We start from the raw sequence: 26,708 nt of genomic DNA, 5'->3' as shown, positions 1-26,708 counted from the left end.
GGCGGTCGTGCCCCGTCCCGCCGCTCTCGGCGCGCGCCCCGGCGCACCTCTTCCTAGAGTCGTGCCCATGACTGTCAGCACGGAGGCGCCCGCGCCCGGCGGGCGGATACGCTCCCGAGACGGTTTCCTCGGCCGCGTCCCCGAAGGGTTCGCCGCCTTCTTCGGAGCCCTCGGCGTCTTCTGCGCGGTCCTCGCCGTCGTCGCGCCGCTGCGCCGCCTCCTCATGCCCGTCATCCGCTTCCTGGACCTCGTCACCGTCCCGGTCAGCGCGAACCTCGCGTACGCCGTCTTCCTCTTCCTGCTCGCCGCCGCCACCGCCGCCCGCAAGAAGGTCGCGTGGTGGCTCGTGGTCAGCTACCTGGGCCTGCTGCTCGTCTCCGACGTGGTCGGCGCCGCGCTCGGCTTCTGGGCGGAGTGCCTGCCCTCGTTCGTCGTCTGCGGGGCCGCCTTCGTCGTGCTGCTCCTCGCCCGCGCCGAATTCTCCGCGGACTCGCGGCACGGCGCCGTCTGGCGGGCCGTCGCCGTCCTGGTCGCCGGCCTCGGCATCGCGGTCCTGGTGGGCTGGGGCCTCGTCGAGCTGTTCCCCGGCACGCTCCCGCGCGGTGAACGCCTGCTTTGGGCGGTCAACCGGGTCTGCGGCGGCCTCCCGCACGGCAGCGACTACTTCGACGGCACCCCGCCGCGCACCCTCCACTTCTGGCTCGGCCTGTTCGGCGCCCTCGCCCTGCTGAACGCCGCCGCCACCCTCTTCCGCTCCCAGCGCATGGAAGCGGCCCTGCACGGCGACGAGGAACCCCGCATCCGCGCCCTCCTCGGCGCCTACGGCGACCAGGACTCCCTCGGCTACTTCGCCACCCGGCGCGACAAGGCCGTCGTCTTCTCGCCCAGCGGCAAGGCCGCCGTCACCTACCGCGTCGAGGCCGGCGTCTGCCTGGCCAGCGGCGACCCCGTCGGCGACCGCGAGGCATGGCCGCACGCCATCGGCGCCTGGCTCGACGTGGCCCGCCGGTACGCCTGGGCCCCCGCGGTCATGGGCGCGTCCGAGGACGGCGCCACCGCCTACGCCCGCGCCGGGCTCGGCGCCCTGCAACTCGGCGACGAGGCGATCCTGCACGTCGCCGGCTTCGACCTGGACGGCCGCGACATGCGCGTCACCCGCCAAGCCGTGAACCGCGTCCGCCGCACCGGCGCCACCGCCCGCATCCGCCGCCACTCCACGCTCACCGACGAGGAGATGGAGGAGATCGTCGACAAGGCCGACGCCTGGCGGGACACCGAGACCGAACGCGGCTTCTCCATGGCCCTCGACCGGCTCGGCGACCCCGAGGACGGCGACTGCCTCCTCGTCGAGGCCCTGGACGCCGACGGCAGGCTCCTCGCCCTGCTCTCCCTCGTCCCGTGGGGCAGGGACGGCATCTCCCTGGACCTCATGCGCCGCGACCGCACCGCGCCCAACGGCGTCATGGAGTTCATGGTCGCCGAACTGTGCGCGGCGGCCCCCAGGACCGGCGTGCGCCGCATCTCGCTGAACTTCGCCGTGTTCCGCTCGGTCTTCGAGGAGGGCGGCCGCATCGGCGCGGGCCCGGTGCTGCGGCTGTGGCGCAGACTGCTCCTGTTCTTCTCCAAGTGGTGGCAGCTCGAAGCGCTCTACCGCTCGAACGCCAAGTACCACCCGGAGTGGTACCCGCGCTTCATCTGCTACGGCGACAGCGGCGCCCTCGCCCGCATCAGCCTGGCCTCCGGCATCGCCGAGGGCTTCGTCTCCGTACCGTCCCTGCGCAAGCTGTGGGGCAACGGCCACAAGCCCCGCGGCGTCGACCGGCCCGCCACCACCGAGGGCCTCCCGCCGATCGCCGCGCTCGGCCTCGCGGGCCGGAACGACACCGCCGACGCCGACCCCACGTCGAAGCTCCCGGAACAGATCCGCATCCGCCGCCGCAAACTCGACCGGCTGCGCTCCGCGGGCATCGACCCCTACCCGGTCGGCCTGCCCCCGCGCACCCACGAACTCGCCGACATACACCCCGGCATGACGGGCGATCAGGTCACCGTCGCCGGCCGCGTCATGCTCGTACGCGACTTCGGCGGCGTCGTCTTCGCCGTCCTGCGCGACTGGTCCGGCGACCGCCAGCTCGCCCTCACCCGCGCCACCTCGGGCTCCGACACCCTCAACCGCTTCACCACCGGCACCGACATCGGCGACCACATCACCGCCACCGGCACGGTCGGCACCAGCGACCGGGGCGAGCTCACCGTCTTCGTCACCGACTGGCGCCTCACCGGCAAGTGCCTGCGCCCGCTGCCCGACAAACGTCGGGGACTCACGGACCCCGAGGCCAAGGTGCGCCGCCGCTACCTCGACCTGGTCGCGAGCCCCGGCGCACGCGACGTGGTCAGGGCCCGCTCCACCGCCGTCCAGGCCCTGCGCCAGGGCCTCCTCGACCGCGGCTACCTGGAGGTCGAGACGCCGATGCTCCAGCAGATCCACGGCGGCGCCAACGCCCGCCCCTTCACCACCCACATCAACGCCTACGACCTCGACCTCCACCTGCGCATCGCCCCCGAGCTGTACCTGAAAAGGCTCTGCGTCGGCGGCATGGAGAAGGTCTTCGAGATGGGCCGCACCTTCCGCAACGAAGGCGTCTCCCACAAACACAACCCCGAGTTCACGATGCTGGAGGCCTACCAGGCCTTCGCCGACTACGACGTGATGCTCGACCTCACCCGCGAACTCATCCAGGGCGCCGCGACCGCGGCCTTCGGCGGACCCGTGGCGTACAAGGACGGCGTCGAGCACGACATCTCCGGGCCCTGGCCGGTCAAGACCGTCCACGGCGCGATCTCCGAGGCGCTCGGCGAGGAGATCGACGCGGACACCCCGACGGAGACCCTGCACCGGCTCTGCGACCGGGCCGCCGTCCCGTACACGGCGGACGACGGCCGCGGCGACGTCGTCCTCGAAATGTACGAGCGGCTCGTCGAGGAGAAGACGGAGCTGCCCACCTTCTACAAGGACTTCCCGACCGACGTCTCCCCGCTCACCCGCCAGCACCGCACCGACCCGCGCCTGGCCGAACGCTGGGACCTCGTCGCCTTCGGCACCGAACTGGGCACCGCCTACTCGGAGTTGACCGACCCCGTGGAGCAGCGCCGCCGCCTCACCGCCCAGTCGCTGCTCGCCGCAGGGGGAGACCCCGAGGCCATGGAGGTCGACGAGGACTTCCTCGACGCCCTGGAGTACGCGATGCCGCCCACCGGCGGCCTCGGCATCGGCGTCGACCGGCTCGTCATGTTCCTCACCGGCCTCACCATCCGGGAGACCCTCCCCTTCCCCCTCGTCCGCCGCGTCTGATCGGGTGCTTTCGGGGCCCGCCGCGGGTGTTGATGTTCGGGGTGGGCTGTCGGCCATGCGACGGATTAGTCATGAAAGACGATCAGCTGTCGCCGAGGCGTCGGGTGCTGCTCCGCGCCGCCGCGGTCCTCGGGCTCGCCACCGTCGCGGGCTGCGCGGGCACGGAAGGACCGGCCACGCCGGGACCCACCGCCACCGGCGGGCCGCCCGCCGGTGGCCCGCAGGCCGCACGCGCCCTCAAGCCCTCCGCGTACCGCCTGCGGCCCATCGCGGGAAGCGGCCCGCAGCGCCACACGCGGGCCCTGTCCCACGTGCGCAAGGCACCGATCCTGCGCATGCCGGGCCGCGACCGGTCGATGGTGCTGACGTTCGACGACGGGCCCGACCCGCGCTACACCCCGGGCATCCTGCGGACCCTGCGCCGGTACGACGTCCGCGCCATGTTCTTCGTGTGTGGCGAGATGGCCGCCGACAGCCCGGACCTGCTGCGCGAGATGGCCGACGACGGGCATGTAATCGGCAACCACACCTGGAGCCACCCGCTGCTGCCCCGCCTCGGCAGGGCCACGATGCGCGAAGAGATCGAGCGCACCTGTGACGTCATCGAGGAAGTGACCGGCATGCCCCCGGAGTGGTTCCGGGCCCCCTACGGAGCGTGGAACCGCAACGCCTTCCAGCTGGGCGCCCAACTCGGCATGGAGCCCCTTGCCTGGACGGTCGACACCCTCGACTGGACCGAACCCGGCGCGCGGACCATCGTGCGACGCGTGCGCGCGGGCGCGGGACCGGGCGTCGTGGTGCTCTCGCACGACGCGGGGGGCGACCGCTCGGGCAGCGTCGAGGCGCTGCGCAGCTACCTTCCGGAACTCCTGGACTCCGGATACCGCATCACGCTGCCGCACCCCCACCTGACCTGACCTGACCTGGCCTGGCCTGACCTGACCCACCCGGCCCGGTCCGCATCAGCTCCCGGCGACCAGGCGGGCGAACACCACGACGTTCCCGTCGTAGCCCGCGTGCTTGGAGAATCCGCCGCCGCAGGTGATGACGCGCAATTCCGGAGTTCCGCTGTTCCCGTAGACCCGCTCGCCCGGGAAATTGTCCTTGTCGAACACCTCGACGCCGTAAATCTCGAAAGTGGCCGTCTGCTTGTCCCTGCGCTCGACCTCGACGCGCTGTCCCTTCTTCAGCGAACCGAGGCCGTAGAAGACGGCGGGGCCCTGCTGATTGTCCACATGGCCGACCACCACGGCGGTGCCCGTCTCGCCCGGTGACACGGCGCCGGTGAACCAGCCGGCGAGGTTCGGGTCCCCCGGCGGCGGCGCGTCCACCCAGCCCTCGGAATCCAGCCCCACCTGCATGACCGGCGCGTCCACCTGAATGCCCTTGATGCGGATGCGCTCCGCGGGCGAGAACGTCAGGGGCGCGGGAGCTCCGTCACCCGACTCGGGCGCGCGGTCCGCGGCGGCGGCGGACGCGGGCTGCGGCGGTCCCACGTCGAATTCCCCGGAACCATTGCGGATCAGCGCGAGACCGGTCAGCAGGACAAGCGCCATCACACCCCACGGGGCGCGCTTCCGCTGCTTTTCGTCCTCCTGGAAACCCTGGAGATCCTGGAATTCGAACTCGTCGGCCGGCTGGGGCGAAGGCATTCTCTATCCCCTCTCGACGCGGCAGACGTGCCGCGTCCGTAGCGCGTACCAAAACGCTAAGCGCGGGGCGCGCGGCGTGCGAAAGGGCGGGAGCGAACGGGTGGCTCCGGGGCCGGGGTGCGCCATCCGAGTCGCCCCGGGCAGGAAATTTCTGACGGTCCGTGACCTGCGGTGATGTCGGGTTGCGCGGACGCGCCCCGGCGTGTCGTCTCACCAGGACGGCCGAGCGCCGAAATGCGGGCCTGACCTAGGCATCTGAGGGTCAGTCTGGGAGGCGCTCTCGCCGATCGACCGGGGACGGTATCCCCGGGGCGCCTTCCGCGGAGGATTGCCATGCGTACTTCTCGTATGCGGACCACTCGTGCCGTCGCGGTCGCCGCCGTGGCCGTCGGGGCCGTCGGGCTCGCCGCCCCGACCGCGTCCGCGTGGGCCGACCCGACCAACATCGTGGCGATGCCCAGCGTGATCCCGAGAGGCGGCCACCTGACGGTGACCGTCGACGGATCCTCCTGCCAGTCGCCCGGCAGCAAGATCACCTCACATGCCTTCCCGGACGCGAAGCTGCACAGCATCGCGGGCGGCACCACGGCGAGCGCCACCGCGATCGTCCACTCGCACACCCACCCCGGCGCGTACGACATCACCGCTCACTGCGGCGGCAAGACGCTGACCCGGCCGGCGGCGTTCACCGTCATCCACGGCGGTGTGCGCGGCGGCTTCGGCGGCAGCACGAACTCGGGGGCCACCGGCACCGACATGGCCATCGGCGGTGCCCTGGTCACGGCGGCGCTCGTCGGCGGCGGGGTCTTCTGGATGCGCCGCCGCGCCGAGAACAAGATCTGAGTTCCCGCCGGGCCGGCGCGACCCCCTTCCGCTCCGTGCCCGGCAGGTGACCGTCCTTCGCCCTCGGGTCCTGGAGACGCCCGGGGGCGAAGCGCCGCGGCGCGCGGGTGCGGAGCGCGCGGGTCAGGAGTTGCCCTCGCCGGTGCGGCGGCGCGTCTTGTAGTACGCGGCACCCAGGGTGCCCAGGATCAGGGCGCCGCCGAGGGCGATCTCGTGCAGGTCGAGTCCGCCGAGGCTGCCGCCGACGCCGGCCTTGACGCCCTTCTGCGGGTTGTGGTGCGTGTTGCCGTCGGGGCGGGTGTTGTTGTCGGGGCGGCCGGTGGCGATGGTGAGGTCGGCCTTGTCGCTGCCGGGGTTGCTGCCGTTGCAGGTGAACGTCACCTCGTACATCGCGCCGGGCTTCGCGTCCCAGAACACGTGGGCGGTGGCGGACTTCTGCCCCTTGGGGATGGTGGTGTCGTCGAAGACTCCGGAGGTGACCTTGGTCTCGCCGTCGCAGCCGTCGACGTTGAGGGTCACCTGCCCGCCGGCGGCGACCGTCTTGGGGGTGATGCTGAAGCCGAACGCGGTCACGTTCTCCTCGCCTGTGGGGGCGGACGCGGACGCGGTCGGAGCGGTGAGGGTGAGGGCGGAAGCGGTGAGCAGGGCGGCCGAGGCGACGCGTATCGCGCGCATGATGAATCCTCCGGGTCCACGAGGAGCAGCTGCGGACCTTCTTCCGCTGATGCCTGAAATGCACCTCGATGCCCGAAACGCTAGATAGTGGCCAGGGGTCGCGCGATCCGTGTCGCGCGAACGGGGCAATCGTGTGGGCCGGGCGAGGGAACGGGACGGCGTGGCGGCTTCACGTCCTGGCCGTCGGCTGCCTCACGCCTTGGCCCACACGTGCGGTCCGCCCCGCCACTCGACGAGGTGCGGGTCGTCGAGCGCCATGTCGGCCTCGCCGAGCCCCGCGCGCCGCAGCAGCTCCGTCAGCTCGTGGTCGCTGCGCGCGACGCCCACCTCCCGTCCGCGCACGGTGACGCGTCGTCCGCCGTCGGCGGCGGGCGGATGGACGACGATCGGTGACTGCCAGGCCATGTCACCAGAGTGCGCCCTGCGGAGGCGCGGCGCAGCGCGGTTCACGGCCAACGCGCGTCGGTCCGTGGCATCGCGCGTCCCGGCCGGGCCTCTCCGACCGGGACGTGCGGCCAGGCGTCGCTCGCGCCCCAACAGGCCGCCCACGCCCAGGTGTTGGCGTACTTTCAAGATCCCTGTCGTAGTGTGGTGCCGACCGAACGGAGAATCGCACGGGGGAATGAACGTGGAACAGGTGTCCCGGGCCGCTGACGCGGCCTCCCCGAAGGTCGTGGTGGTCGTCCCCACGTACGACGAACGGGAGAACCTGCCCCTTCTCGTCGGCCTGCTCAGGGAGCTGGAGCTGCCGAACCTTCACGTCCTGGTGGTCGACGACAATTCGCCGGACGGCACCGGTGACATCGCGGACGGGATCGCGGCGGAGTCGGCGGGGACGGTCACCGTCCTGCACCGCGCCGAGAAGGACGGCCTCGGCCGTGCCTATGTAGCCGGCATGACCCGCGCCCTCGCCGACGGCGCCGACGTGGTCGTCCAGATGGACGCCGATCTCTCGCACCCGGCGCAGGCGCTCCCGCTCATGGTGCGCACCCTGCTCGCGGGCGGCGACGACCTGGCCGTCGTACTGGGGTCGCGGTATGTGGCGGGCGGCGCGCTCGCCACCGAGTGGGCCTGGCACCGCAAGGCGCTGTCCGCCTGGGCGAACTTCTACGTCAACGCCGTCCTGCGGCTCGGCGTCAAGGACGCCACGGCCGGCTTCAAGGCGTGGCGGGCCACCGCGCTGGCCGCGATCGACCTGCCGTCGGTGCGGAGCAACGGCTACTCCTTCCAGGTCGAGACGAACTACCGCGCGATCCGCCGCGGTCTGCGCATCGTCGAGGTGCCGATCACCTTCGAAGAGCGCGCCAACGGCGAGTCGAAGCTCAGTCTGCGGGTGCAGGCGGAGTCGGCGATCACCCCGTGGAAACTGCGGTTCGGCCGCCGGGGCGCGGGGAGCTGACGGTCCTGCCGGGCTCCCCGCGCCCCGGCGGCCGAGTAGGAAGGCCGAGCAGGGCGGGCCCGGTCAGCCCCCGAGATCCGGGAACAGCGCCCGGAACGGTTCCGCCGTCGCGGCGACACCACGGCTGTAGGGCGCGTCGAAGTCCCAGATGAGGAAGAGCAGGAAGGCGAACAGGGCGGAGAAGAGCCCGGCGAGGACCAGTTCGCGCGGTGTGCGGCGGATCTGCAGGGCGAAGAGCATGCCGATGGTGACCAGGCCGCCGGTGATCAGGCCGAACCACACCACCGCGGGCATGGTCGCCCCGACGCTGTCCGCGCGGGCGCTGCGCGCGTCGTCCGCGGCCGCCACCGAGTCGACCAGCGGCTGATACGCCTGCGCCTCGAAGTCCGTCTTCGGTTCGTAGTCCGTGACGTCGTGCCGGACGCGGGCCAGGAGGTCCGAGCCGCGGTCGGTGAGTTCGTTCTTGGACCTCATGGTGTCCCACTCGGTGGTGACGACATGGCTGACATAGGTGTGGACATCGGCGCGGATACGGTCGCGGATCTCCTCGGGATAGATCCGCGCCCGCTCCGAGACCTCGTGCAGCGCCTGGGCCTCAAGGCGTACGTGTTCCTGGGCGGCGCCGCGTGCCTCCCAGACTCCCGCGATGGCCAGACCGAGGACGATGGCGTACACGACACCGATCATCATCGTCATGTACTCGATGACGTCCGGGGTCTCGGACGCGTCGTAGTCCGCGCCGGTCCTGCGGTGGCGCAGCAGTGTCACGATGAGCACAACACCGCAAGCGGCCACCATCGCGAGGGTGAGAACAAGCCATTCCGACATGGAGACCTCCGGCGGTCAGCGCGGGCGGAGCGCGGCGACGGCGAGCACCGCGGGCGCCGTGATGAGCAGGGTGAGCGAGACGAGGGACGGGCCGTGGCGGGGCGCCTGCTTGCGGGGCGGGGCCTTGTACTCCGGATATTTCACGGGTGCGGGGGCCTTCGGGGGGCGGGCGGAGGGTTTCGGGTCGGGCTTCGGCTCTGATGCCGGCGCGGCGGCGGGCGGGGGCGGCGCGGGCGGGGGTGCCGCGGGCCGCGCGGACGGCTCCGGCGGCGGTGCCGGAGCCGGCGGCGGAGGTGGCTCAGGGGCGGGCGGCTTCGGCGGTGGTGGGGGCGGCGGCGGTGGCGGGGGAGGTGGAGGTGGAGGTGGTGGCGGGGGTTTGGGCTTCGGGTGGTGGGTGGGCCCGGCCCAGCAGCCGGCGCCGTCGCCCGAGACGGCCACGTTGTCGCCGCCGGAGGCGCCACCGTTCTGATTGATCGACGCGTACCCGCAGTTGTCGGCGGAGGCGGAGCCGACGGCCGTCGACGCGGCGAGCAGCAACGCCAGCCCGACCAGCGCCAACACGCGGGTGACCAGAGGCGACAAGGCTCGTGGAGTTCCGTGCACGACGGGGAGCATGAGCCGCGCACGCCCTCGGCACGCCCACGAAGCCCATGAATGACCCGAAGGAAGGACGCGCCCCCGACAGGGGTTCGACCGCGAGCGCCGCCGCCCACGCCGCCCCGCGGCGCACAAAGAATCTTGCGGCGGGGTTGAACGCGACGGCCGTCCCGGCCCGTACCTAGGGCCATGTGTGACGCAAAAGGGCGCCACAACACCTGTGCTGACACTGGGAGTCAAGGATGCTGCATCCAAGTGGGGGTTCCCCCCGGGCCTGGCGGAACGCCTCGCTCGTAGCGACAGCCGCGGCCCTGCTGGCGCTGACGACGGCGTGCGGTCAGGAGAAGGGCGACCAGTCTCCGAACGGGCAGAACGTGGGCAACGAAGCACCCGCCAAGAGCGACGGCTACGGCGCGGACGACGCCTACGGGGAGGACTTCGGCGCCGCGGACAAGGGCGCGGGCGCCAAGGCGAAGTCCGCAGGTCAACTCGCGGTGTGGGACAGCAAGAAGCTCGGCGAGGTCGTCACCGACAGCGCGGGCCGCACCCTCTACCGCTTCGACAAGGACACCGCCCAGCCGCCCAGGTCCAACTGCGACGCGGCCTGTCTGAAGGCCTGGCCCGTCGTCGCGGCCGACGGCTCCAAGGCCCCGCCGGGAGTCGACGAGTCCCTGCTCGGCGAGGTCACCGCCACCGACGGCACCAAGCAGCTCACCATCGACGGCTGGCCGATGTACCGGTACGCGAAGGACACCGCGCCGGGCGACGCCAAGGGGCAGGGTGTGGGCGGCACTTGGTTCGCGGCCGCCCCCGACGGCAAGAAGGCCGCACCGGCGGCCGACACCGCCCCCGTCGACCCCGCGGGCCTGTCCACCCGCAAGGACCCGAAGCTCGGCGAGATCGTCGTCGACAAGAACGGCATGACGGTCTACCGCTTCACGAAGGACTCCGCCTGGCCGATGAAGTCGGCCTGCACCGGCGCCTGCCTCGACAAGTGGCCCGTCGTGGAGCCCGTGGACCAGAGCGCCACTAGAGGGATCCTCAAGAAGGGCTACACCGTCTTCAACCGGCCCGACGGCAAGAAGCAGCAGACGATCGACTGCTGGCCGCTGTACACCTTCGCCGGCGACAAGAAGCCCGGCGACACCAACGGCCAGGGCGTGGGCGGCACTTGGTACGCCGCGAGCCCCACGGGGAAAACAGTGGGCGCTCCCTAGCCGCCCGCACGGCATTCGGACAGACCGGCCCGTCCCCTCCCATATCACAAGGAGGGGGCGGGCCGGTCGTACGTGTGGGATACGGCACTTGCCAAAGGCAGTGACCGAGAACGGACGACCAATTTCCGGTTTGACTCGCTCCCTTGGCGGACGATCAGTAGCCTCACCCTCGAACACCGGATCGCCCGTGCCGCCCCCTACCTTGGAGTCTTGATGGAGCGTCCCGCCTGGGCACCGCCGGGCATCGACATCTCGATGCCCAGCGTGTCCCGCATCTACGACTACTACCTGGGCGGTTCGCACAACTTCGAGGTGGACAGGGAGGCGGCCCGCGAGGCCATGGAGCACATGCCGGGGCTCCCGAAGATCATGCAGGCCAACCGCGCCTTCATGCGGCGCGCGGTGCGCCACGCCGTCGCCGGGGGCGTCACCCAGTTCCTCGACATCGGCTCCGGCATCCCCACGTTCGGCAACGTCCACGAGGTGGCGCGCCAGGCCAGCCCCGAGGCGCGCGTCGTGTACGTGGACCACGACCCGGTCGCCGTGGCCCACAGCCGCAGCGTGCTCGACGGCACCGAGGGGACCGCGGCCCTCGCCGCCGACCTGCGCAAGCCCCGGGACATTCTGGGCAGTTCGGAGGTCACCTCGGTCCTCGACCTGGACCGCCCGGTGGCTCTCCTCCTCGTCGCCGTCCTGCACTTCGTCGAGGACGCGTACGATCCTTACGCGGCGGTCGCCGAGCTGCGGGACGCGATGGCGCCCGGCAGCCTCGTCATCCTCAGCCACGCCTCGTACGAAGGGATCCCCGTCCCCCCCGAGCAAGCCGGCCGGACCGTCGGTGTATACAAGGACATCCGCAATCCACTGATCATGCGCTCGCGCGACCAGATCGCGCGGTTCTTCGAGGGATACGACATGGTGGAACCCGGCCTGGTGCCGATGCCGCACTGGCGGCCCGACACCGCGCCCGAGGAGGAGGACCCGTACTCCTTCTCGGGATTCGCGGGCGTGGGACGGAAGCGTTGAGCGGCGAGCAGGACGGACCCGAGGGCAGACTCCGCAGGTTCGCCACCATCTGGAGCCGTGCGATCTTCCCCGTCACCGCCACCTCGCTGACCCGTCCCGAGTTCGAGCAGCAACTGGTGCCGCTTGCCAGGCGGTTGAACGACGCGCTCCAGGAGCGGGTCTTCGACGCGGCGGAGAGCCAGGCCGTCGGCGCCGCCCTCATCGGCACGCACTGCACCGACCCCGAGGCCCTCAGCCGCACCCTCGACTGCGTCGACGCCTACCTCGTCCTGTACTGCGGCGGCGAAGGACCCCAGGAAGCGCTGCGGGCCCGCTCCGCGCGCATCCAGCACGCCATGGCCGCGGGCTTCGCCCGGGCCCTGCGGGAACGCACCCTCGCCGAGCAGGAGGCGATCTCCCGCGCCGCCCTGAGCGCGCGCAGCGCCGTCGCCGAGGCCCTGCACGCCAGCGAGGCACGCTTCCGGGCCGTCTTCCACGGCGCCGCGATCGGCATCGGGATAGCGGACCTCGAAGGCAGGATCCTCGAAGTCAACGACGCGCTGATCCGCATGTTCGGCGGCCTTGAGCACCAGCTCCGCGGGCGCAACGTGGGGGAGTGGACACACCCCGACGACTCCCCGCACGTCTGGAAGCTGTACGAGGAGCTGGTGCGCGGCGAGCGCGAGCACTACCGCGTGGAGAAGGCCTTCTACCGCCCCGACGGCACGGTCCTCTGGACCAACCTGACCGTGTCGCTGCTGCGCGACGCGGACGGAGTCCCGCAGTACCAGCTGGCGCTGATGGAGGACACCACCGAGCGCCGCCTGCTCAACCTCCGCCTGCGGTACGAGGCGACGCACGACGCGCTCACCGGCCTGCCCAACCGCACCCTGTTCTTCGAACGCCTGGAGAAGGCCCTCGCGGCGGGCGCGGACGCCCGCTTCGGGCTCTGCTACCTCGACCTCGACGGCTTCAAGACCGTCAACGACAGCCTCGGGCACGCGGCCGGCGACCGGCTGCTCGTCGAGGTCGCCGACCGGCTGCAATCCTGCGCGACCGCCCCCGGCGAGATGGTGGCCAGACTCGGCGGCGACGAGTTCGTGGCGCTCACCACGGGACCCGACACCGAGACCGAGGTGGACGAGCTCGCCGGCCGCATCATGAACGCGCTCGCCACCCCCATCCGCGTCGACGGCCGCGAGCTGACCGTGCGCGGCAGCATCGGCATCGTGGAGGGCCCCGCGGGCGAGCGCGGCGCCGCGGAGGTCCTGCGCAGCGCCGACATCACGATGTACCGCGCCAAGTCCGCGGGCGGCAACCGCTACGAACTCGCCGACCCCGAGGCCGACGCGCGCGCCATCACCCGGCACGGGCTGACCACCGCGCTGCCCGCCGCCCTGGAGCGCGGCGAGTTCTTCATCGAGTACCAGCCGCTCGTGCACCTCGCCGACGGCAGCGTGCGCGGCGCCGAGGCGCTGGTGCGCTGGCTGCACCCGCAGCACGGCGTCATCGGCCCGGACCGCTTCATCCCGCTCGCCGAGCACACCGGCCTGATCGTGCCGCTCGGCCGCTGGGTCCTCGCGGAGTCCGTACGCCAGGCCCGCCTGTGGGAGGCGCGCCCCCTCGACGGGGCGGCCGCCGCGGGACCCCTGCGCGTCAACGTGAACCTCTCACCCATGCAGCTGACCCACCCCGGCCTGGTCTCCGACACGGTCGACATCCTGGAGCGCGAGGGCCTGGAGCCGGGCGCGCTCTGCCTGGAGGTCACCGAGTCCGCTCTGATAGGAGCCGATGACGACCTGCTCAAGCCGCTGCGCAGGCTCGCCGAGATGGGCGTGGACATCGCGCTCGACGACTTCGGCACGGGCTACTCCAACCTCGCCAATCTGCGCCGCCTGCCGGTGAGCGTGCTCAAGCTCGACCGCTCGTTCACGCAGGGCATGCAGCACTTCCCCGCCGACCCCGTCGACCTGAAGATCGTCGAGGGGATCGTCGCGCTCGCGCACAGCCTCGACCTCGCGGTCACCGTCGAGGGCGTCGAGACGGGCGCGCAGGCGGACCAGCTGCGGGAGCTCGGCTGCGACACGGCGCAGGGCTGGTACTACGCCCGCCCGGGCCCGCCCGACCGGCTGCACGAGCTGGCGCTCGCCGACGCGACGGGCTGACCCGTGATCCGCTGGGCGTACGCCTTCATCGACCGGCCCCGCGACCGCTTCCCCCGGGCTTGCGCCTTCTGGACCGCGGTCACCGGCACGCGCCTGTCGGAACTCCGGGGCCCCGCCGCCGAGTTCGCGACCCTGCTGCCGCACGCTCCCGCCGACGCGTGCGTGAAGGCGCAGGCCGTGGCCGGGCCCGCCGGCGCACACCTCGACCTCGCGGTGGACGACGTCGCCGCGACGACGCGGGAGGCCCGCGGCCTCGGCGCCGCCGCGGTGCACGCGGAGGAGGGCCTCGAAGTCCTGCGCTCGCCGGCCGGGCAGCTCTTCTGCGTGGTGCCCTGGTCGGGCGAGACGACCCGCCCGGCACCGGTCGCCGCGCCCGGCGGCGCCACCAGCCGCCTGGACCAGGTGTGCCTGGACGTGCCCCCGGGGGCGTACGACAGGGAAGTCGCTTTCTGGGCGGCGCTCACGGGGTGGGAGTCCAGTGCGAGCGCCCTCTCCGAGTTCCACCGTGTGCAGCCGCCCCCGGAGCTCCCGGTCCGGCTCCTGCTGCAGTGTCTCGGCCCGGACGGGCGCGCCGGGGCCCATCTCGACCTGGCCTGCTCGGACCCGGACGCGGTGCGCGCCTGGCACGAGAGCCACGGAGCCGTCTTCGTGTCGCGCGGCGCGAACTGGCTCGTGATGCGCGATCCGGCGGGCGGCACCTACTGTCTGACGGGCCGCGACCCGGAGTGAGCGGTGGGGGCACGCGTCAGCGTGCCAGCAGCATCCGCTGGAGTTCGCGTGCCGCCCGCGGGGGTGCCACGTCGCTGCGGTGGGCGAGCGCGATCGTGCGGTGCAGGCTCGGGCTGGCCAGGGGCGTCATCCGCAGGTCGGGGCCTGAGCGTTCCGCGACCATGCGCGGGACGACCGCCACGCCGAGCCCGGCCCGCACGAAGCCGAGCACCGCGTCCATCTCGCCGCCCTCCACCGCGAACTCGGGCTCGAACCCCTCGGCGCGGCAGGCGGTGACGGTGAGCTCCCGCAGGTCGTAGCCGTGCCGGAACATCACGAGGCGCTCACCCTGCAGATCCGCGATCCGGACCGAGCCGCCGAGGCCCCGCCAGTCCGGCGAGGACACCACGACCAGGTCCTCGCGGAGCAGCTCCACGGTCGTCAGGGCGGGTGACGGCGACGGCAGCGGCAGCACCACAAGGGCCAGGTCCAGCGCGCCGCGCGCCAGTTCGCGTACGAGATCGTGGGAGCCGCCCTCCTCGATGAGGAGTTGGATGCCCGGGTGGCGGTCGTGGAAGGCGCGGAGCACATCCGGCAGCAGGCCCGTGCAGACGCTCGGGGTGGCACCGAGGCGGATGCGGCCGCGGCGCAGCTGCGCCAGCTCCTGCACCTCGATCCGCGCGGTGTCCGCGTCGGCGAGGATCCGGCGGGCCAGCGGCAGCAGGGCCTCGCCGGCGTCGGTGAGGGTGATGTTGCCGCGCGCCCGGCTGAAGAGCTCCGCGCCCAGCTCCTTCTCCAGCGCCCGGATCTGCTGCGAGAGCGAGGGCTGGGAGACGTGCACCGCCTCCGCGGCCCGTGTGAAGTGCCGGGTCTCGGCGACCGAGACGAAGTAGTGCAGCTGCTGGAATTGCATACCTGCAGCGTACGGGCCTCGATAGGGAGAGGCTATGGAGATGAGCCGAACCATCTCTTGGACCGATGAGGACTTTCGGCCGTAGCGTCTCCGACATGGCTCTGGCAACGCGGACGGACAAACGACCGTCCATGACCCGCACGCTGTGGGACTCCACCATCGGCAAGAAGACGGTGATGGCGGTGAGCGGCTTGATCATGCTGCTCTACCTGTTCCTGCACATGATCGGGAACCTGAAGATCTTCTTCGGCCCCGCGGAGATCAACCACTACGCACACTGGCTCCGCACCGTCGGCGAGCCCTTCATGCACTACGAGTGGACGCTCTGGCTGCTCCGCGTGGTGCTCGTCGTCGCCGTCGTCGCGCACGCCACCGCCGCGTACCAGCTGAGCCGCCGCGACATCAGGGCGCGCCCCACGAAGTACGTGCACAAGAGGCGCGAGGCGAGCTTCGCCACCCGCACCATGCGCTGGGGCGGCATCATCCTCGCCCTGTTCATCGTCTGGCACATCCTCGACCTGACGACCGGCACCGTGCACCCGGGGAACTACGAGCACCTGCACCCGTACCAGAACATCATCGACACCTTCTCCACCTGGTACGGCAACGTCATCTACATCGTCGCCGTGGTCGCCGTCGGCTTCCACGTGCGGCACGGACTGTGGAGCGCCGCACAGACCCTGGGCGTGGGCACCGCGACCCGCGACCGCGTCCTCAAGCCCCTGGCCAACGGCCTCGCCGCGGTGCTGACCCTGGGCTTCGTCTCCGTACCCGTGGCCGTCATGACCGGACTGGTGAGCTGACCCATGAACTACTCCAGTGAGTACTCCGCGTACACGACGGGGGAGCCGCTCGTCGACACCAAGGCACCCACCGGGCCGATCGCCGAGCGCTGGGACACCCGCCGCTTCGAGGCGAAGCTGGTCAACCCGGCCAACCGCCGCAAGCAGACCGTGATCGTCGTCGGCACCGGCCTGGCCGGCGGCTCCGCCGGAGCCACCCTCGCCGAACAGGGCTACCACGTCGTCCAGTTCTGCTACCAGGACTCCCCGCGCCGCGCCCACTCCATCGCCGCGCAGGGCGGCATCAACGCCGCGAAGAACTACCGCAACGACGGCGACTCCGTCCACCGCCTCTTCTACGACACCGTCAAGGGCGGCGACTTCCGCGCCCGCGAGTCCAACGTGCACCGCCTCGCGCAGATCTCCGTCGAGATCATCGACCAGTGCGTCGCGCAGGGCGTGCCGTTCGCCCGCGAGTACGGCGGCCTCCTCGACACCCGCTCCTTCGGCGGCGTCCAGGTGTCCCGCACCTTCTACGCCCGCGGCCAGACGGGGCAGCAGCTGCTCCTCGGCGCCTACCAGGCGCTCAGCCGGCAGATCGCCGCGGGGAACGTGGAGATGCATCCCCGTACGGAGATGCTCGACGTCATCGTCGTCGACGGGCGGGCGCGCGGCATCGTCGCCCGCGACCTGATCACCGGCAGGATCGACACGTACTTCGCCGACGCCGTCGTCCTCGCCTCCGGCGGCTACGGCAACGTCTTCTACCTGTCGACCAACGCCATGAACTCCAACGCCACCGCCGTCTGGCGGGCCCACCGGCGCGGCGCGTACTTCGCCAACCCCTGCTTCACCCAGATCCACCCCACCTGCATCCCGCGCACCGGCGACCACCAGTCCAAGCTCACGCTGATGAGCGAGTCGCTCCGCAACGACGGACGCATCTGGGTGCCGAAGGCGCGCGGCGACCAGCGGCCGCCGAACGAGATCCCCGAGGACGAGCGCGACTACTACCTGGAGCGGATCTATCCGTCCTTCGGCAACCTCGTCCCGCGTGACATCGCCTCGCGCGCCGCGAAGAACGTGTGCGACGAGGGCAGGGGAGTGGGCCCCGGCGGTCAGGGCGTCTACCTCGACTTCGCCGACGCCATCCGGCGCATGGGCAAGAAGAAGGTCGAGGAGAAGTACGGCAACCTCTTCGACATGTACGAGCGGATCACCGCGGAGAACCCGTACGAGGTGCCGATGCGGATCTACCCCGCCGTGCACTACACGATGGGCGGCCTCTGGGTCGACTACGACCTGCAGACCACCGTCCCCGGCCTCTTCGCGATCGGCGAGGCCAACTTCTCCGACCACGGCGCCAACCGGCTCGGCGCGAGCGCCCTCATGCAGGGCCTCGCCGACGGCTACTTCGTCCTGCCGTCCACCATCAACGACTACCTCGCGCGCAACCCGCACAAGGACGAGGTGAGCGACGACCACCCCGTCGTCCAGGAGGTCCTCGCCGAGACCGAGGACCGGCTCAACCTCCTCCTGTCCGTCGACGGCGACCGCACCCCCGACTCCTTCCACCGCGAACTGGGCGAAGTCATGTGGGAGTTCTGCGGCATGGCCCGCACGGAGACGGGGCTGCGCAAGGCACTGGAGCGCATCCCGCAGATCCGCGAGGAGTTCTGGCGCCGCATCAAGGTGCCCGGCACCGGCGAGGAGTTCAACCAGTCCCTGGAGAAGGCCAACCGGATCGTCGACTACCTCGAACTCGCCGAGCTGATGTGCCTCGACGCCCTGCACCGCGCCGAGTCCTGCGGCGGCCACTTCCGCGAGGAGTCCCAGACGCCCGACGGCGAGGCCGCCCGCCGCGACGAGGAGTTCTCCTACGCCGCCGCCTGGGAGTTCACCGCCACCGGCGACGCCCCCGTCCTTCATAAAGAAGACCTCGTCTTCGAGTACGTCCACCCCACTCAGCGGAGCTACGCATGAAGCTCACCCTGCGCGTCTGGCGCCAGAAGAACGCCGACGCCGACGGCGCGATGTCCACCTACGAAGTGGACGGCATCTCCTCCGACATGTCCTTCCTGGAGATGCTCGACACCCTCAACGAAGAGCTCATCGTCAAGGGCGAGGACCCCGTCGCCTTCGACCACGACTGCCGCGAGGGCATCTGCGGCGCCTGCTCGCTCGTCATCAACGGCGACGCGCACGGCCCCGAGCGCACCACCACCTGCCAGCTCCACATGCGGTCCTTCGAGGACGGCGACACCATCGACATCGAGCCGTGGCGCGCCGCCGCCTTCCCGGTCGTCAAGGACCTGGTGGTGGACCGCTCCGCCTTCGACCGCATCATCCAGTCCGGCGGCTACATCAGCGCCAACACCGGCTCCGCGCCCGAGGCGCACGCCGCCCCGGTGCCGAAGCCGGACGCCGACTTCGCCTTCGAACACGCCGAGTGCATCGGCTGCGGGGCGTGCGTGGCGGCCTGCCCCAACGGGTCGGCGATGCTCTTCACCTCGGCCAAGGTCAACCACCTCAACGTGCTCCCGCAGGGTGCGCCCGAGCGGGAGACGCGGGTCCTCGACATGGTCGCGCAGATGGACGCGGAGGGGTTCGGCGGCTGCACGCTGACCGGCGAGTGCGCGACGGCCTGCCCGAAGGGCATTCCGCTGCCGTCCATCGCCGCGATGAACAAGGAGTGGCTGCGCGCCACCCGGAAGGTCAGCCGATAGGCGCGGTTCCGCCCGCCGCGGGGGGCGCGTACCTTGCGACCCATGTATCCGGGAGCGTACGACCCCGCGAGGACGGCCGTCGTCAGCGCCGACGGCACACGGACCCTCAGCTACGGACAACTCGAAGAACGCTCCCTGCGGCTCGCGGATCATCTGCGGGCCGCGGGTCTGCGTCGGGGCGACCACCTCGCCCTGCTCTGCGACAACGACCCGCGCGCCCTGGAGGTCTACTGGGCAGCCATGCGCTCCGGGCTCTATCTCACCGCCGTCAACCACCACTTGACGGCTGAGGAGGCCGCCTACATCGTGCGCGACTGCGGCGCGGGGGCGCTGATCGTCGCCGGTTCGCTCACCGAACTGGGCATGCGTGTCAGGGAGTTGGCGGGCGGGCCGCAGCTCGCGCTCGGCCTCGACGACGGGTCGTACGAGAAGGCGCTGGACGCGGCCTCCCCCGTGCCGCCCGACCGCCAGCCGCTCGGCACCGACATGCTCTACTCCTCCGGCACCACGGGACGGCCCAAGGGCATCGAGCCGACACTCCCCGAAGGGGACGTGCGGGACCAGCCCACGACGTACACCGTCGTCTTCCAGGCGATGTACGGCTTCGGCGAGGACACCGTCTACCTCTGCCCCGCGCCGATCCACCACGCGGCACCCCTGCGCTTCTGCGGCGTGGTGACCGCGCTCGGCGGCACCGTCGTCCTGATGGAGTCCTTCGACGCCGAGGCGGCCCTCGCGGCCGTGCAGCGCCACCGGGTGACGCACAGTCAGTGGGTGCCGACCATGTTCGTCCGCATGCTGAAGCTCCCCGCCGAGGTGCGCGAGCGGTACGACCTGTCGTCGATGAAGGTCGCCGTCCACGCCGCCGCGCCCTGCCCCGTCGAGGTCAAACGGCGGATGATGGAGTGGTGGGGGCCCGTCCTGTACGAGTACTACTCGTCGACCGAGGGCAACGGCATCACCTTCATCACCCCGCAGGAGTGGCTGCGCAAGCCCGGGTCCGTCGGCCGCGACGGATTCCTCGGTACCCTGCGGATCTGCGACGAGGAGGGGCGCGTCCTGCCGCCCGGCGAGACCGGAACGGTCTACTTCGAGCGCGACGTACCGTCCTTCCGCTACCACGGCGACGAGACCCGCACCCGCGCGGCCCAGCACCCCGAGCACCCGAACTGGACGACCACGGGCGACATCGGACACGTCGACGACGACGGCTACCTCTTCCTCACCGACCGCAAGGCCTTCATGATCATCTCGGGTGGTGTGAACGTCTACCCGCAGGAGGCCGAGGACATCCTCGTGCTGCACCCGGCCGTCGCCGACGTCGCGGTCGTCGGGGTCCCCGACCCGGAGATGGGCGAGGCGGTCAAGGCGGTCGTCCAGGTCGAGCCGGGCGTTGAACCCGGCCCGGAACTGGAACGGGAACTCATCGACTTCGCGCGGGACCGCCTCGCGCACTACAAGGCTCCCCGCACCGTCGACTTCACCGTGTCCCTGCCACGCACCCCCACGGGCAAACTGGCGAAGTCCCGGCTGCGCGACGCGTACCGGAACGGGTGACGCGCCGGGGCCGTGCCGCCGGTGCCGGGCTGCGTGCCGCCGGTCAGTCGCCCTGCCCGCCCAGGGCGCGGGCCAGGTACGGCGCCGTACGGCTGTTCTCCGCCCGGGAGACCTCCGCCGGGGTGCCCGTCGCCACGATCCGGCCGCCCCGGTCGCCGCCGCCCGGACCCAGGTCGATCACATGGTCCGCGACCGCCACCATCGCCATGTCGTGCTCCACGACGACCACGGAGTTGCCCGCGTCGACCAGCTCGTGCAGGCGATGCGTGAGGAGTTCGGCGTCGGCCGGGTGCAGGCCCGTCGTGGGCTCGTCCAGGAGGTAGAGGGTGTGGCCCCGCCGGACGCGCTGCAACTCGCCCGCCAGCTTGATGCGTTGGGCCTCGCCGCCCGACAGCTCCGTGGCCGGCTGGCCGAGCCGCAGGTAGCCGAGCCCGACGTCGAGGAGCGTGCGCAGGCTGCGTACGACGGGCGGAGTGTCGGCGAAGAAGTCCGCGGCGGACTCCACGGTCAGGTCGAGGACCTCCGCGATGTTCCTGCCGCGGTACGTCACTTCGAGCGTCTCGGGGTTGTAGCGGGCGCCCGCGCAGTCGGGGCACGGCGCGTAGGTGCTCGGCAGGAAGAGCAGCTCGACGCTGACGAACCCCTCGCCCTGGCAGGTCTCGCACCGCCCGCCCGCCACGTTGAAGGAGAACCGGCCCACGCCGTAGCCGCGCTCCTTCGCCGTGTCCGTGGCCGCGAAGACCTTGCGCACGACGTCGAAGAGGCCGGTATAGGTGGCGAGGTTGGAACGGGGCGTGCGCCCGATCGGCTTCTGGTCGACGCGGACCAGCCTGCCGACCCCCGGCAGCTCCTCGGTGATCTCGCCGACGAGCGTGGACTTGCCCGAGCCCGACACGCCGGTGACCGCCGTGAACGCGCCGAGCGGGATCTCCGCCGTCACCTCGCGAAGGTTGTGCCGGGTGACCGGCCCGACCTTCAACCAGCCCCGGGCGGGGCGCACTTCGCGTACGGGTGAGGGGGATTCGTCGAAGAGGAAGCGGGCGGTCGCCGACTCCGGGACGTCCGCGAGCTCCGCCACCGGGCCGCTGTGCAGGACGTGCCCGCCGTGCTCGCCCGCCTGCGGGCCGACGTCGACGAGCCAGTCCGCGTGCCGCATGACATCGAGGTGGTGCTCGACGACGAAGACGGAGTTCCCGGCCTCCTTGAGCCGGTCGAGGACCGTCAACAGGGCCTCCGTGTCCGCCGGATGGAGTCCCGCCGACGGCTCGTCCAGGACGTACACCACACCGAAGAGACCCGAGCGCAGCTGGGTCGCGAGGCGCAGGCGCTGCAGTTCGCCCGCCGACAGGGTGGGCGTGGCGCGGTCCGGGCTGAGGTAGCCGAGGCCGAGCTCGGTGACGGTCGCGATGCGGGCCAGCAGGTCCTCGGTCAGGACACGCGCCGTCTCCGACGACGTCCTCTCCGCCGCGAGGACGTCGGCGAGCCCGGAGAGCGGCAGCGCGGCGAGCTCGGCGATCGTGCGGCCCGCGAGCGTCACCGCCAGCGCCTCCGGCCGCAGCCTGCTCCCGCCGCACGCGGGGCACGGCGCACTCGCCAGGAACCGCTCGGCCCTGGCCCGCAGCGTCTGGCTCTTGGAGTCGGCGAAGGTCTTCAGCACATAGCGCCGGGCGCTCATGTAAGTGCCTTGGTAGGGGCGGTGGATCCGGCCGGCCTCCCGCACCGGGTGCACCGTCACGACCGGCTGCTCGTCCGTGAACAGGATCCAGTCGCGGTCCCGCTGCGGCAGCTCGCGCCAGGGGCGGTCCACGTCGTGGCCGAGGGCGTCGAGGACGTCCCGCAGGTTCTTGCCCTGCCAGGCGCCCGGCCAGGCGGCGATGGCGCCCTCGCGGATGGACAGCGAGGGGTCGGGGACCAGCAGCTCCTCGGTGGTCCGGTGGACACGGCCAAGACCGTGGCACTCTGGGCACGCGCCGGCCGTCGTGTTGGGCGAGAAGGCGTCCGAGTCGAGCCGTTCGGCGCCCTCCGGGTAGCGGCCCGCGCGCGAGAAGAGCATCCGCAGGGAGTTGGAGAGCGTGGTGACCGTGCCGACGGAGGAGCGGGAGGTCGGCGCCGAGCGGCGCTGCTGGAGCGAGACGGCGGGCGGCAGTCCGGTGATCTCGCCGACCTTCGGGGCGCCCACCTGGTGGATCAGCCGCCTGGCGTACGGCGCGACGGACTCGAAGTAGCGCCGCTGGGCCTCGGCGTAGATGGTGCCGAACGCGAGCGAGGACTTGCCCGAGCCGGAGACGCCCGTGAAGACCGTGAGGACGTCGCGCGGGATGTCCACGTCGACACTCTGGAGGTTGTGCTCCCGGGCACCCCGGACGCGTACGAACGGATCGTGGGGGCTGTGCATGGTCGGGCTCCGTACGCGGCTCGGGGACAAACCCCACAATCCTAGGCCGTGGCCGGTCGCGCGAGCCGGTAGGGGTGAATAGGGGTGTCGCAATAGGGGGACGCAATTGCGGTACGGCGGCGTCGACAGCTGATCCAGGCGTGTTCTGGAATGGTATTGGTGCGCGTTCCGAAGATATTGCGCAGGGCGTTCCTCCGCGCGGCGCCACCGGAATGCGACGGGATGCCCCGCCACGGATTCACCACTCCCGGCGGACCGCCCGCAGTTCGCGCGCCGCAGCCACGTCCGCACATCCCGCGAGTCCCAGAGCGTCCCGGAATTCGTCCGTCAGGAGTTCGAGGACCCGCCGCACTCCGTCCTCACCGCCGACCGCGAGACCCCACAGCGGCGGACGCCCCACCAGCACGCCGGACGCGCCGAGTGCCAGCGCCCTGAGCACGTCCGTACCGCTGCGGACGCCGCTGTCCAGCAGGACCTCGCACCGGCCGGCAAGGGCCGCCACCACGTCCGGCAGCGCGTCGACGCTCGGCACGGCGCCGTCCAGCTGGCGGCCGCCGTGGTTCGACACCACCACGGCGTCGACCCCGCACTCGGCGGCGCGCACCGCGTCCTCGGCCGCGAGGACACCCTTCAGCACCAGCGGCAGCCGGGTCCGCTCCCGCAGCGCCGCCACCGACGACCACGTCAGCGCGGGCGAGAACGCCGCCCCGGTGTGCGCGGCCAGCGCGGAGGCTGCGCCGGAAGGCGGCCGGTGGGCGGCGGAGGGCCCCGCCGCGAGGTGGGCGGCGCGCACGTGGTCCGGCAGCGCGAACCGGTTGCGCACGTCGCGCAGCCTGCGGCCCATCCACGGCACGTCGACCGTGAGCACGACCGCCTCCGCGCCGGCGTCCTCGGCCCGCCGGACCAGGTCGAGGGAGCGCCCCGGCTCCCGCAGCCAGTACAGCTGGAACCAGACGGCTCCGCCGACCGCGGTGAGCCGCTCCACCGGGACGCTGCTGAGGGTGCTCGCGGTGAACGGCACGCCCGCCGCCTTCGCCGCCCGGGCGGCGGCCAGTTCCCCCTCGGGGTGCACCAGCCGCTGGTAGGCGACCGGCGCGACCGCGAGCGGCAGCCGGGCAGGACGCCCGAGCAGGGTGGCCTCCGTCGTGCACCGCGACACGTCCCGCAGGACGCGCGGCACGACGAAGACCCGGTCGAGGGCCGCGCGGTTGGCGTCGAGCGTCACCTCCGCGCCGCTGCCGCCGGCCACGAAGTCCCGGACGGCGGCGGGCAGGACCGCGTCGGCGGCACGTTCGACGTCGGCCAGACAGTGGAGACGGTCGACCGCGGGCCGGTGCCCCGCTTCAGCGCTGGTCGAATCCACGCTGCTTCGTCCGCTCCAGCTCCACCGCTTCGTAGAGCGCCTTGATGTTCGCGCTGCCGAAGGTCGCCGCTCCCTGCCGCTCGATGACCTCGAAGAACAGGGTCTTCCGCGGGTGGGTGGACGCCGTGAAGATCTGGAAGAGCCGGCCGTCGTGGTCCTCGTCGGCGAGCACGTGCGTCGAGCGCAGGTCGGCCAGCCGCTGCTCGCCCAGCTCGACGCGCCGGCCGAGCAGGTCGTAGTACGACGACGGGGTGCGCAGGAACGCGACGCCGCGCTCGGACAGGGCCCGCACCGAGCTCACCGCGTCCCGCGAGGAGAACGCCAGGTGCTGGACGCCCGCGCCCTGATGCCCCTTGAGGAACTCGTCGATCTGGCCGGTGGCGGCCGAGGTGTCGGGCTCGATCAGCGTGAGGGTCACGGTCCCCGAACGGCTCTGCACGACCTTCGACTCCATGGCCTGCGTGCCCACGACGATGTGCTCCTCGAAGACGAACCGGAAGCCGAGGGCGTCGCGGTAGTAGGCGACCATCGCGTCGAGGTCGCCCGCGGGCAGGCACACCGCGACGTGGTCGAGCTCCAACAGGCCGACGGCGTCGGACCGTTCGGTGTCCGGCGCTGCCACCGGGACGTGGCCGACGGGCAGCCCGGGGCCTTCCCCGGGGGCGCGCCGGACCAGGGTGTGGACGAGGTCCCCGAAGCCACGGAGCGCCGCGGTGGTGCCGGGACCGGCCTCGGTCGGCGGCGCCGGATGCCGGTGGGCCAGGGCGCCGCGGGCCAGCGCGGCCTGGAACGCCGCTTCCGGGTCGGCGGTGCGCAGCGCGATGTCCGCGACGCCGTCGCCGTGGGCCATCACGTACGCGGACGCGGGGTGCAGCTCGGAGGTCGCCTGGGTCAGGACGAGCGTGATCTTCCCGTGCCGCACGGTGATGCCACGGTGCTCGGCGGAGGTGCTGGTGCCGATCACGGTGAACGCGTACCGGTCGGTCCAGTGGGCCACCGCCGCGTCCAGGTCCTCGACGTACATCTCCACGTAGTCGATGGAGAGATCCGCGAGCGGATCCGCTGATTCTGCTGATTCCGGTGATTCCGATAAATCCCTCATGAAGGTCTCCAGATCCGGAGAGAAATGAGCTCCTGGGACTCTACGAGCCCGGTCGCGAATCTGGCTACGGCCGTTATGGACGCCGGACTTCACCGTCCAGGAGGCCGACTTCGCAGGGCCGCGCATAAAGCTGGTGGTCCTTTATCCTTCAGTTTTCGGTTTATGGCCGATGGCCTTTGGCGGGTGCTGACTTGTTTGGACGGGTGATGACTTGTGATGCGCACCATGGCCGTCATCGGCACGGGCCTGATCGGCACCTCCGTCGCGCTGGCCGTGAGCCGGCGGGGCGTGACGGTGTACCTGTCCGACCGTGACCCCGCGGCGGCCCGGACGGCCGCCGCGCTCGGCGCCGGATTCGTGCGGACCCCGGCCGAACCGGTGGACCTGGCCGTGCTCGCCGTGCCGCCCAGCCAGGTGGGTGCCGTGCTCGCCGAGGCGCAGGGCCGCCGCCTCGCCGACAGCTACACCGACGTGGCGTCCGTGAAGGCCGAGCCGGAGCGGGCCGCGCTGAGCCACGCCCCCGACCCGGACCGCTACGTCGGAGGCCACCCCTTGGCGGGCCGGGAGCGCTCGGGCCCGCTCGCCGCCCGCGCCGACCTCTTCACGGGCCGCAACTGGGTGCTGACCCCTTCCCCGCTGACCTCGGACGAGACCTTCGACCAGGCCCTGGAACTGGTCGCCCTGTGCGGTGCCGTCCCGGTCGTGATGGGCAGCAAGGACCACGACGCCGCCGTGGCAGTCACCTCCCACGTACCCCACCTCATGGCCAGCCTGATGGCCGCACGGCTGCGCGAGGGCCCGGCCGACCTGCCCCGCCTCGCCGGACAGGGCCTGCGCGACGCCACCCGGATCGCGGGCGGCGACTCACGGCTCTGGGGCGACATCCTCCAGGCCAACGCCCCGGCGATCGCCGGCGTCCTCAGGGACCTGCACAGGGACCTCTCCCGCCTCGTGCCGGCGCTGGACGCGCTCGCCGCACCCGGCGGCCGGGAGCGGGACCTCGGCATGCGGACGCTGGTGGACCTGCTCGACCGGGGCATCTCCGGCCTCGCGGAGATCCCGGACACCCGGTCCGGCGCCTCGCCCGAGGACCTGTGCGTACGGGTCGCCGTCCCGGACCGCCCCGGCGAACTGGCACGGCTCCTCGCCGCGGTCGCGGACTTCGGCATCGCGGCGGACGACGCCCGGGTCGAGGAAGCGAGGCCGGACGGGGACGCGCACGGTGCGGGATTCGCCGTACGCTTCACCGTCCCGCCGCGCACCGCGGACCGGCTCGTGGCCGTGCTCGGCGCCGGGGGATGGGATGTCGTACGGGACGCGACCGTCGCGGTGACCCGGCCGGGCCGTAGCCCTGCGTGACCGCCGAGCGTTCCGCGTGGCCGCCGACCGGCGTGTTGAAGCGTGTCCGTGCCTGTCCAAGTGTGCGAAT

22 protein-coding genes are annotated in these 26,708 nt (G+C 71.9%); 13 read left to right on the top strand and 9 right to left on the bottom strand.

The window, feature by feature from the left end:
* Positions 1-67 precede the first annotated feature (67 nt).
* A complete protein-coding gene (lysX, locus tag AB0H82_RS06150; protein ID WP_362989338.1) occupies positions 68-3,352 on the top strand; it encodes a bifunctional lysylphosphatidylglycerol synthetase/lysine--tRNA ligase LysX in 3,285 nt (1,094 codons plus the stop codon).
* 71 nt (positions 3,353-3,423) lie between these two features.
* A complete protein-coding gene (locus AB0H82_RS06145; protein WP_362989335.1) occupies positions 3,424-4,269 on the top strand; it encodes a polysaccharide deacetylase family protein in 846 nt (281 codons plus the stop codon).
* Between the two features lie 45 nt (positions 4,270-4,314).
* Here AB0H82_RS06145 and AB0H82_RS06140 read toward each other — a convergent pair whose 3' ends face one another.
* The gene (locus AB0H82_RS06140) at positions 4,315-4,908 is read right to left on the bottom strand and encodes a class F sortase (RefSeq protein ID WP_362989653.1); all 594 of its coding nucleotides are present in this window, start codon (positions 4,906-4,908) and stop codon (positions 4,315-4,317) included.
* A 444-nt stretch (positions 4,909-5,352) separates the two neighbouring features.
* Between AB0H82_RS06140 and AB0H82_RS06135 the strand changes: the two genes are divergently transcribed.
* Entirely contained in the window at positions 5,353-5,847 is a 495-nt protein-coding gene (locus AB0H82_RS06135; protein WP_362989651.1) for a hypothetical protein, read from the top strand.
* Positions 5,848-5,970: 123 nt separating this feature from the next.
* On the opposite strand, the gene AB0H82_RS06130 is transcribed toward AB0H82_RS06135, so the two are convergent.
* Both AB0H82_RS06130 and AB0H82_RS06125 read right to left on the bottom strand, forming a co-directional pair.
* Positions 5,971-6,522 carry a hypothetical protein gene (locus AB0H82_RS06130; protein ID WP_362989333.1) on the bottom strand — a complete coding sequence of 184 codons (552 nt, stop codon included), beginning with the start codon at positions 6,520-6,522 and terminating at the stop codon, positions 5,971-5,973.
* 192 nt (positions 6,523-6,714) lie between these two features.
* Positions 6,715-6,927, bottom strand: a complete 213-nt coding sequence (locus tag AB0H82_RS06125; RefSeq protein ID WP_362989331.1) for a hypothetical protein — start codon at positions 6,925-6,927, stop codon at positions 6,715-6,717.
* Between the two features lie 217 nt (positions 6,928-7,144).
* Between AB0H82_RS06125 and AB0H82_RS06120 the strand changes: the two genes are divergently transcribed.
* On the top strand, positions 7,145-7,921 hold the full coding sequence (locus AB0H82_RS06120) for a polyprenol monophosphomannose synthase (protein WP_362989329.1): 777 nt from the start codon (positions 7,145-7,147) through the stop codon (positions 7,919-7,921).
* Positions 7,922-7,984: 63 nt separating this feature from the next.
* On the opposite strand, the gene AB0H82_RS06115 is transcribed toward AB0H82_RS06120, so the two are convergent.
* Complete coding sequence (locus AB0H82_RS06115) at positions 7,985-8,749, bottom strand: hypothetical protein (RefSeq protein ID WP_362989327.1); 765 nt, start codon at positions 8,747-8,749, stop codon at positions 7,985-7,987.
* Between the two features lie 15 nt (positions 8,750-8,764).
* The gene (locus AB0H82_RS06110; protein WP_362989325.1) at positions 8,765-9,310 is read right to left on the bottom strand and encodes a hypothetical protein; all 546 of its coding nucleotides are present in this window, start codon (positions 9,308-9,310) and stop codon (positions 8,765-8,767) included.
* A 278-nt stretch (positions 9,311-9,588) separates the two neighbouring features.
* Here AB0H82_RS06110 and AB0H82_RS06105 point away from each other — a divergent pair, with 278 nt between their 5' ends.
* From AB0H82_RS06105 to AB0H82_RS06090, 4 genes are all read left to right on the top strand, one after another.
* The gene (locus tag AB0H82_RS06105) at positions 9,589-10,563 is read left to right on the top strand and encodes an SCO0930 family lipoprotein (RefSeq protein ID WP_362989323.1); all 975 of its coding nucleotides are present in this window, start codon (positions 9,589-9,591) and stop codon (positions 10,561-10,563) included.
* Positions 10,564-10,776: 213 nt separating this feature from the next.
* A complete protein-coding gene (locus AB0H82_RS06100; RefSeq protein ID WP_362989649.1) occupies positions 10,777-11,589 on the top strand; it encodes an SAM-dependent methyltransferase in 813 nt (270 codons plus the stop codon).
* The gene (locus AB0H82_RS06095) at positions 11,586-13,733 is read left to right on the top strand and encodes an EAL domain-containing protein (protein ID WP_362989321.1); all 2,148 of its coding nucleotides are present in this window, start codon (positions 11,586-11,588) and stop codon (positions 13,731-13,733) included. The genes AB0H82_RS06100 and AB0H82_RS06095 overlap by 4 nt, the downstream gene beginning before the upstream one ends.
* Positions 13,734-13,736: 3 nt before the next feature.
* A complete protein-coding gene (locus tag AB0H82_RS06090; protein ID WP_362989320.1) occupies positions 13,737-14,462 on the top strand; it encodes a VOC family protein in 726 nt (241 codons plus the stop codon).
* A gap of 16 nt (positions 14,463-14,478) precedes the next feature.
* Here AB0H82_RS06090 and AB0H82_RS06085 read toward each other — a convergent pair whose 3' ends face one another.
* The gene (locus tag AB0H82_RS06085; RefSeq protein ID WP_362989319.1) at positions 14,479-15,354 is read right to left on the bottom strand and encodes a LysR substrate-binding domain-containing protein; all 876 of its coding nucleotides are present in this window, start codon (positions 15,352-15,354) and stop codon (positions 14,479-14,481) included.
* A 95-nt stretch (positions 15,355-15,449) separates the two neighbouring features.
* Between AB0H82_RS06085 and AB0H82_RS06080 the strand changes: the two genes are divergently transcribed.
* Genes AB0H82_RS06080 through AB0H82_RS06065 form a run of 4 tightly spaced genes read left to right on the top strand, consistent with a single transcriptional unit; the run spans position 15,450 to position 20,419 of the window.
* Complete coding sequence (locus AB0H82_RS06080; protein ID WP_362989317.1) at positions 15,450-16,157, top strand: succinate dehydrogenase; 708 nt, start codon at positions 15,450-15,452, stop codon at positions 16,155-16,157.
* Between the two features lie 3 nt (positions 16,158-16,160).
* On the top strand, positions 16,161-18,119 hold the full coding sequence (locus tag AB0H82_RS06075; protein WP_362989315.1) for a fumarate reductase/succinate dehydrogenase flavoprotein subunit: 1,959 nt from the start codon (positions 16,161-16,163) through the stop codon (positions 18,117-18,119).
* Positions 18,116-18,862, top strand: coding sequence for a succinate dehydrogenase/fumarate reductase iron-sulfur subunit (locus AB0H82_RS06070; RefSeq protein WP_362989312.1), 747 nt, complete (start codon positions 18,116-18,118; stop codon positions 18,860-18,862). The genes AB0H82_RS06075 and AB0H82_RS06070 overlap by 4 nt, the downstream gene beginning before the upstream one ends.
* Before the next feature lie 42 nt (positions 18,863-18,904).
* Positions 18,905-20,419, top strand: coding sequence for an acyl-CoA synthetase (locus tag AB0H82_RS06065; protein WP_362989311.1), 1,515 nt, complete (start codon positions 18,905-18,907; stop codon positions 20,417-20,419).
* Positions 20,420-20,462: 43 nt separating this feature from the next.
* Here AB0H82_RS06065 and AB0H82_RS06060 read toward each other — a convergent pair whose 3' ends face one another.
* The 3 genes from AB0H82_RS06060 to hppD form a co-directional block, all read right to left on the bottom strand.
* Positions 20,463-22,814: an excinuclease ABC subunit UvrA gene (locus AB0H82_RS06060; RefSeq protein ID WP_362989309.1), complete on the bottom strand. Its 2,352-nt coding sequence runs from the start codon at positions 22,812-22,814 to the stop codon at positions 20,463-20,465.
* Between the two features lie 238 nt (positions 22,815-23,052).
* Complete coding sequence (locus AB0H82_RS06055) at positions 23,053-24,177, bottom strand: alpha-hydroxy acid oxidase (RefSeq protein WP_362989308.1); 1,125 nt, start codon at positions 24,175-24,177, stop codon at positions 23,053-23,055.
* Complete coding sequence (hppD, locus tag AB0H82_RS06050) at positions 24,158-25,279, bottom strand: 4-hydroxyphenylpyruvate dioxygenase (RefSeq protein WP_362989306.1); 1,122 nt, start codon at positions 25,277-25,279, stop codon at positions 24,158-24,160. The genes AB0H82_RS06055 and hppD overlap by 20 nt, the downstream gene beginning before the upstream one ends.
* A gap of 216 nt (positions 25,280-25,495) precedes the next feature.
* On the opposite strand from hppD, the gene AB0H82_RS06045 reads away from it, so the two are divergent.
* Positions 25,496-26,638 carry a prephenate dehydrogenase gene (locus AB0H82_RS06045; RefSeq protein ID WP_362989304.1) on the top strand — a complete coding sequence of 381 codons (1,143 nt, stop codon included), beginning with the start codon at positions 25,496-25,498 and terminating at the stop codon, positions 26,636-26,638.
* Positions 26,639-26,708 lie beyond the last annotated feature (70 nt).

Source organism: Streptomyces sp. NPDC050732 (assembly GCF_040654255.1).
Classification (GTDB): Bacteria; Actinomycetota; Actinomycetes; order Streptomycetales; family Streptomycetaceae; genus Streptomyces.
The sequence above is the reverse complement of the archived record's forward strand: the minus strand, read 5'-3'. Positions and strand labels throughout refer to the sequence as shown.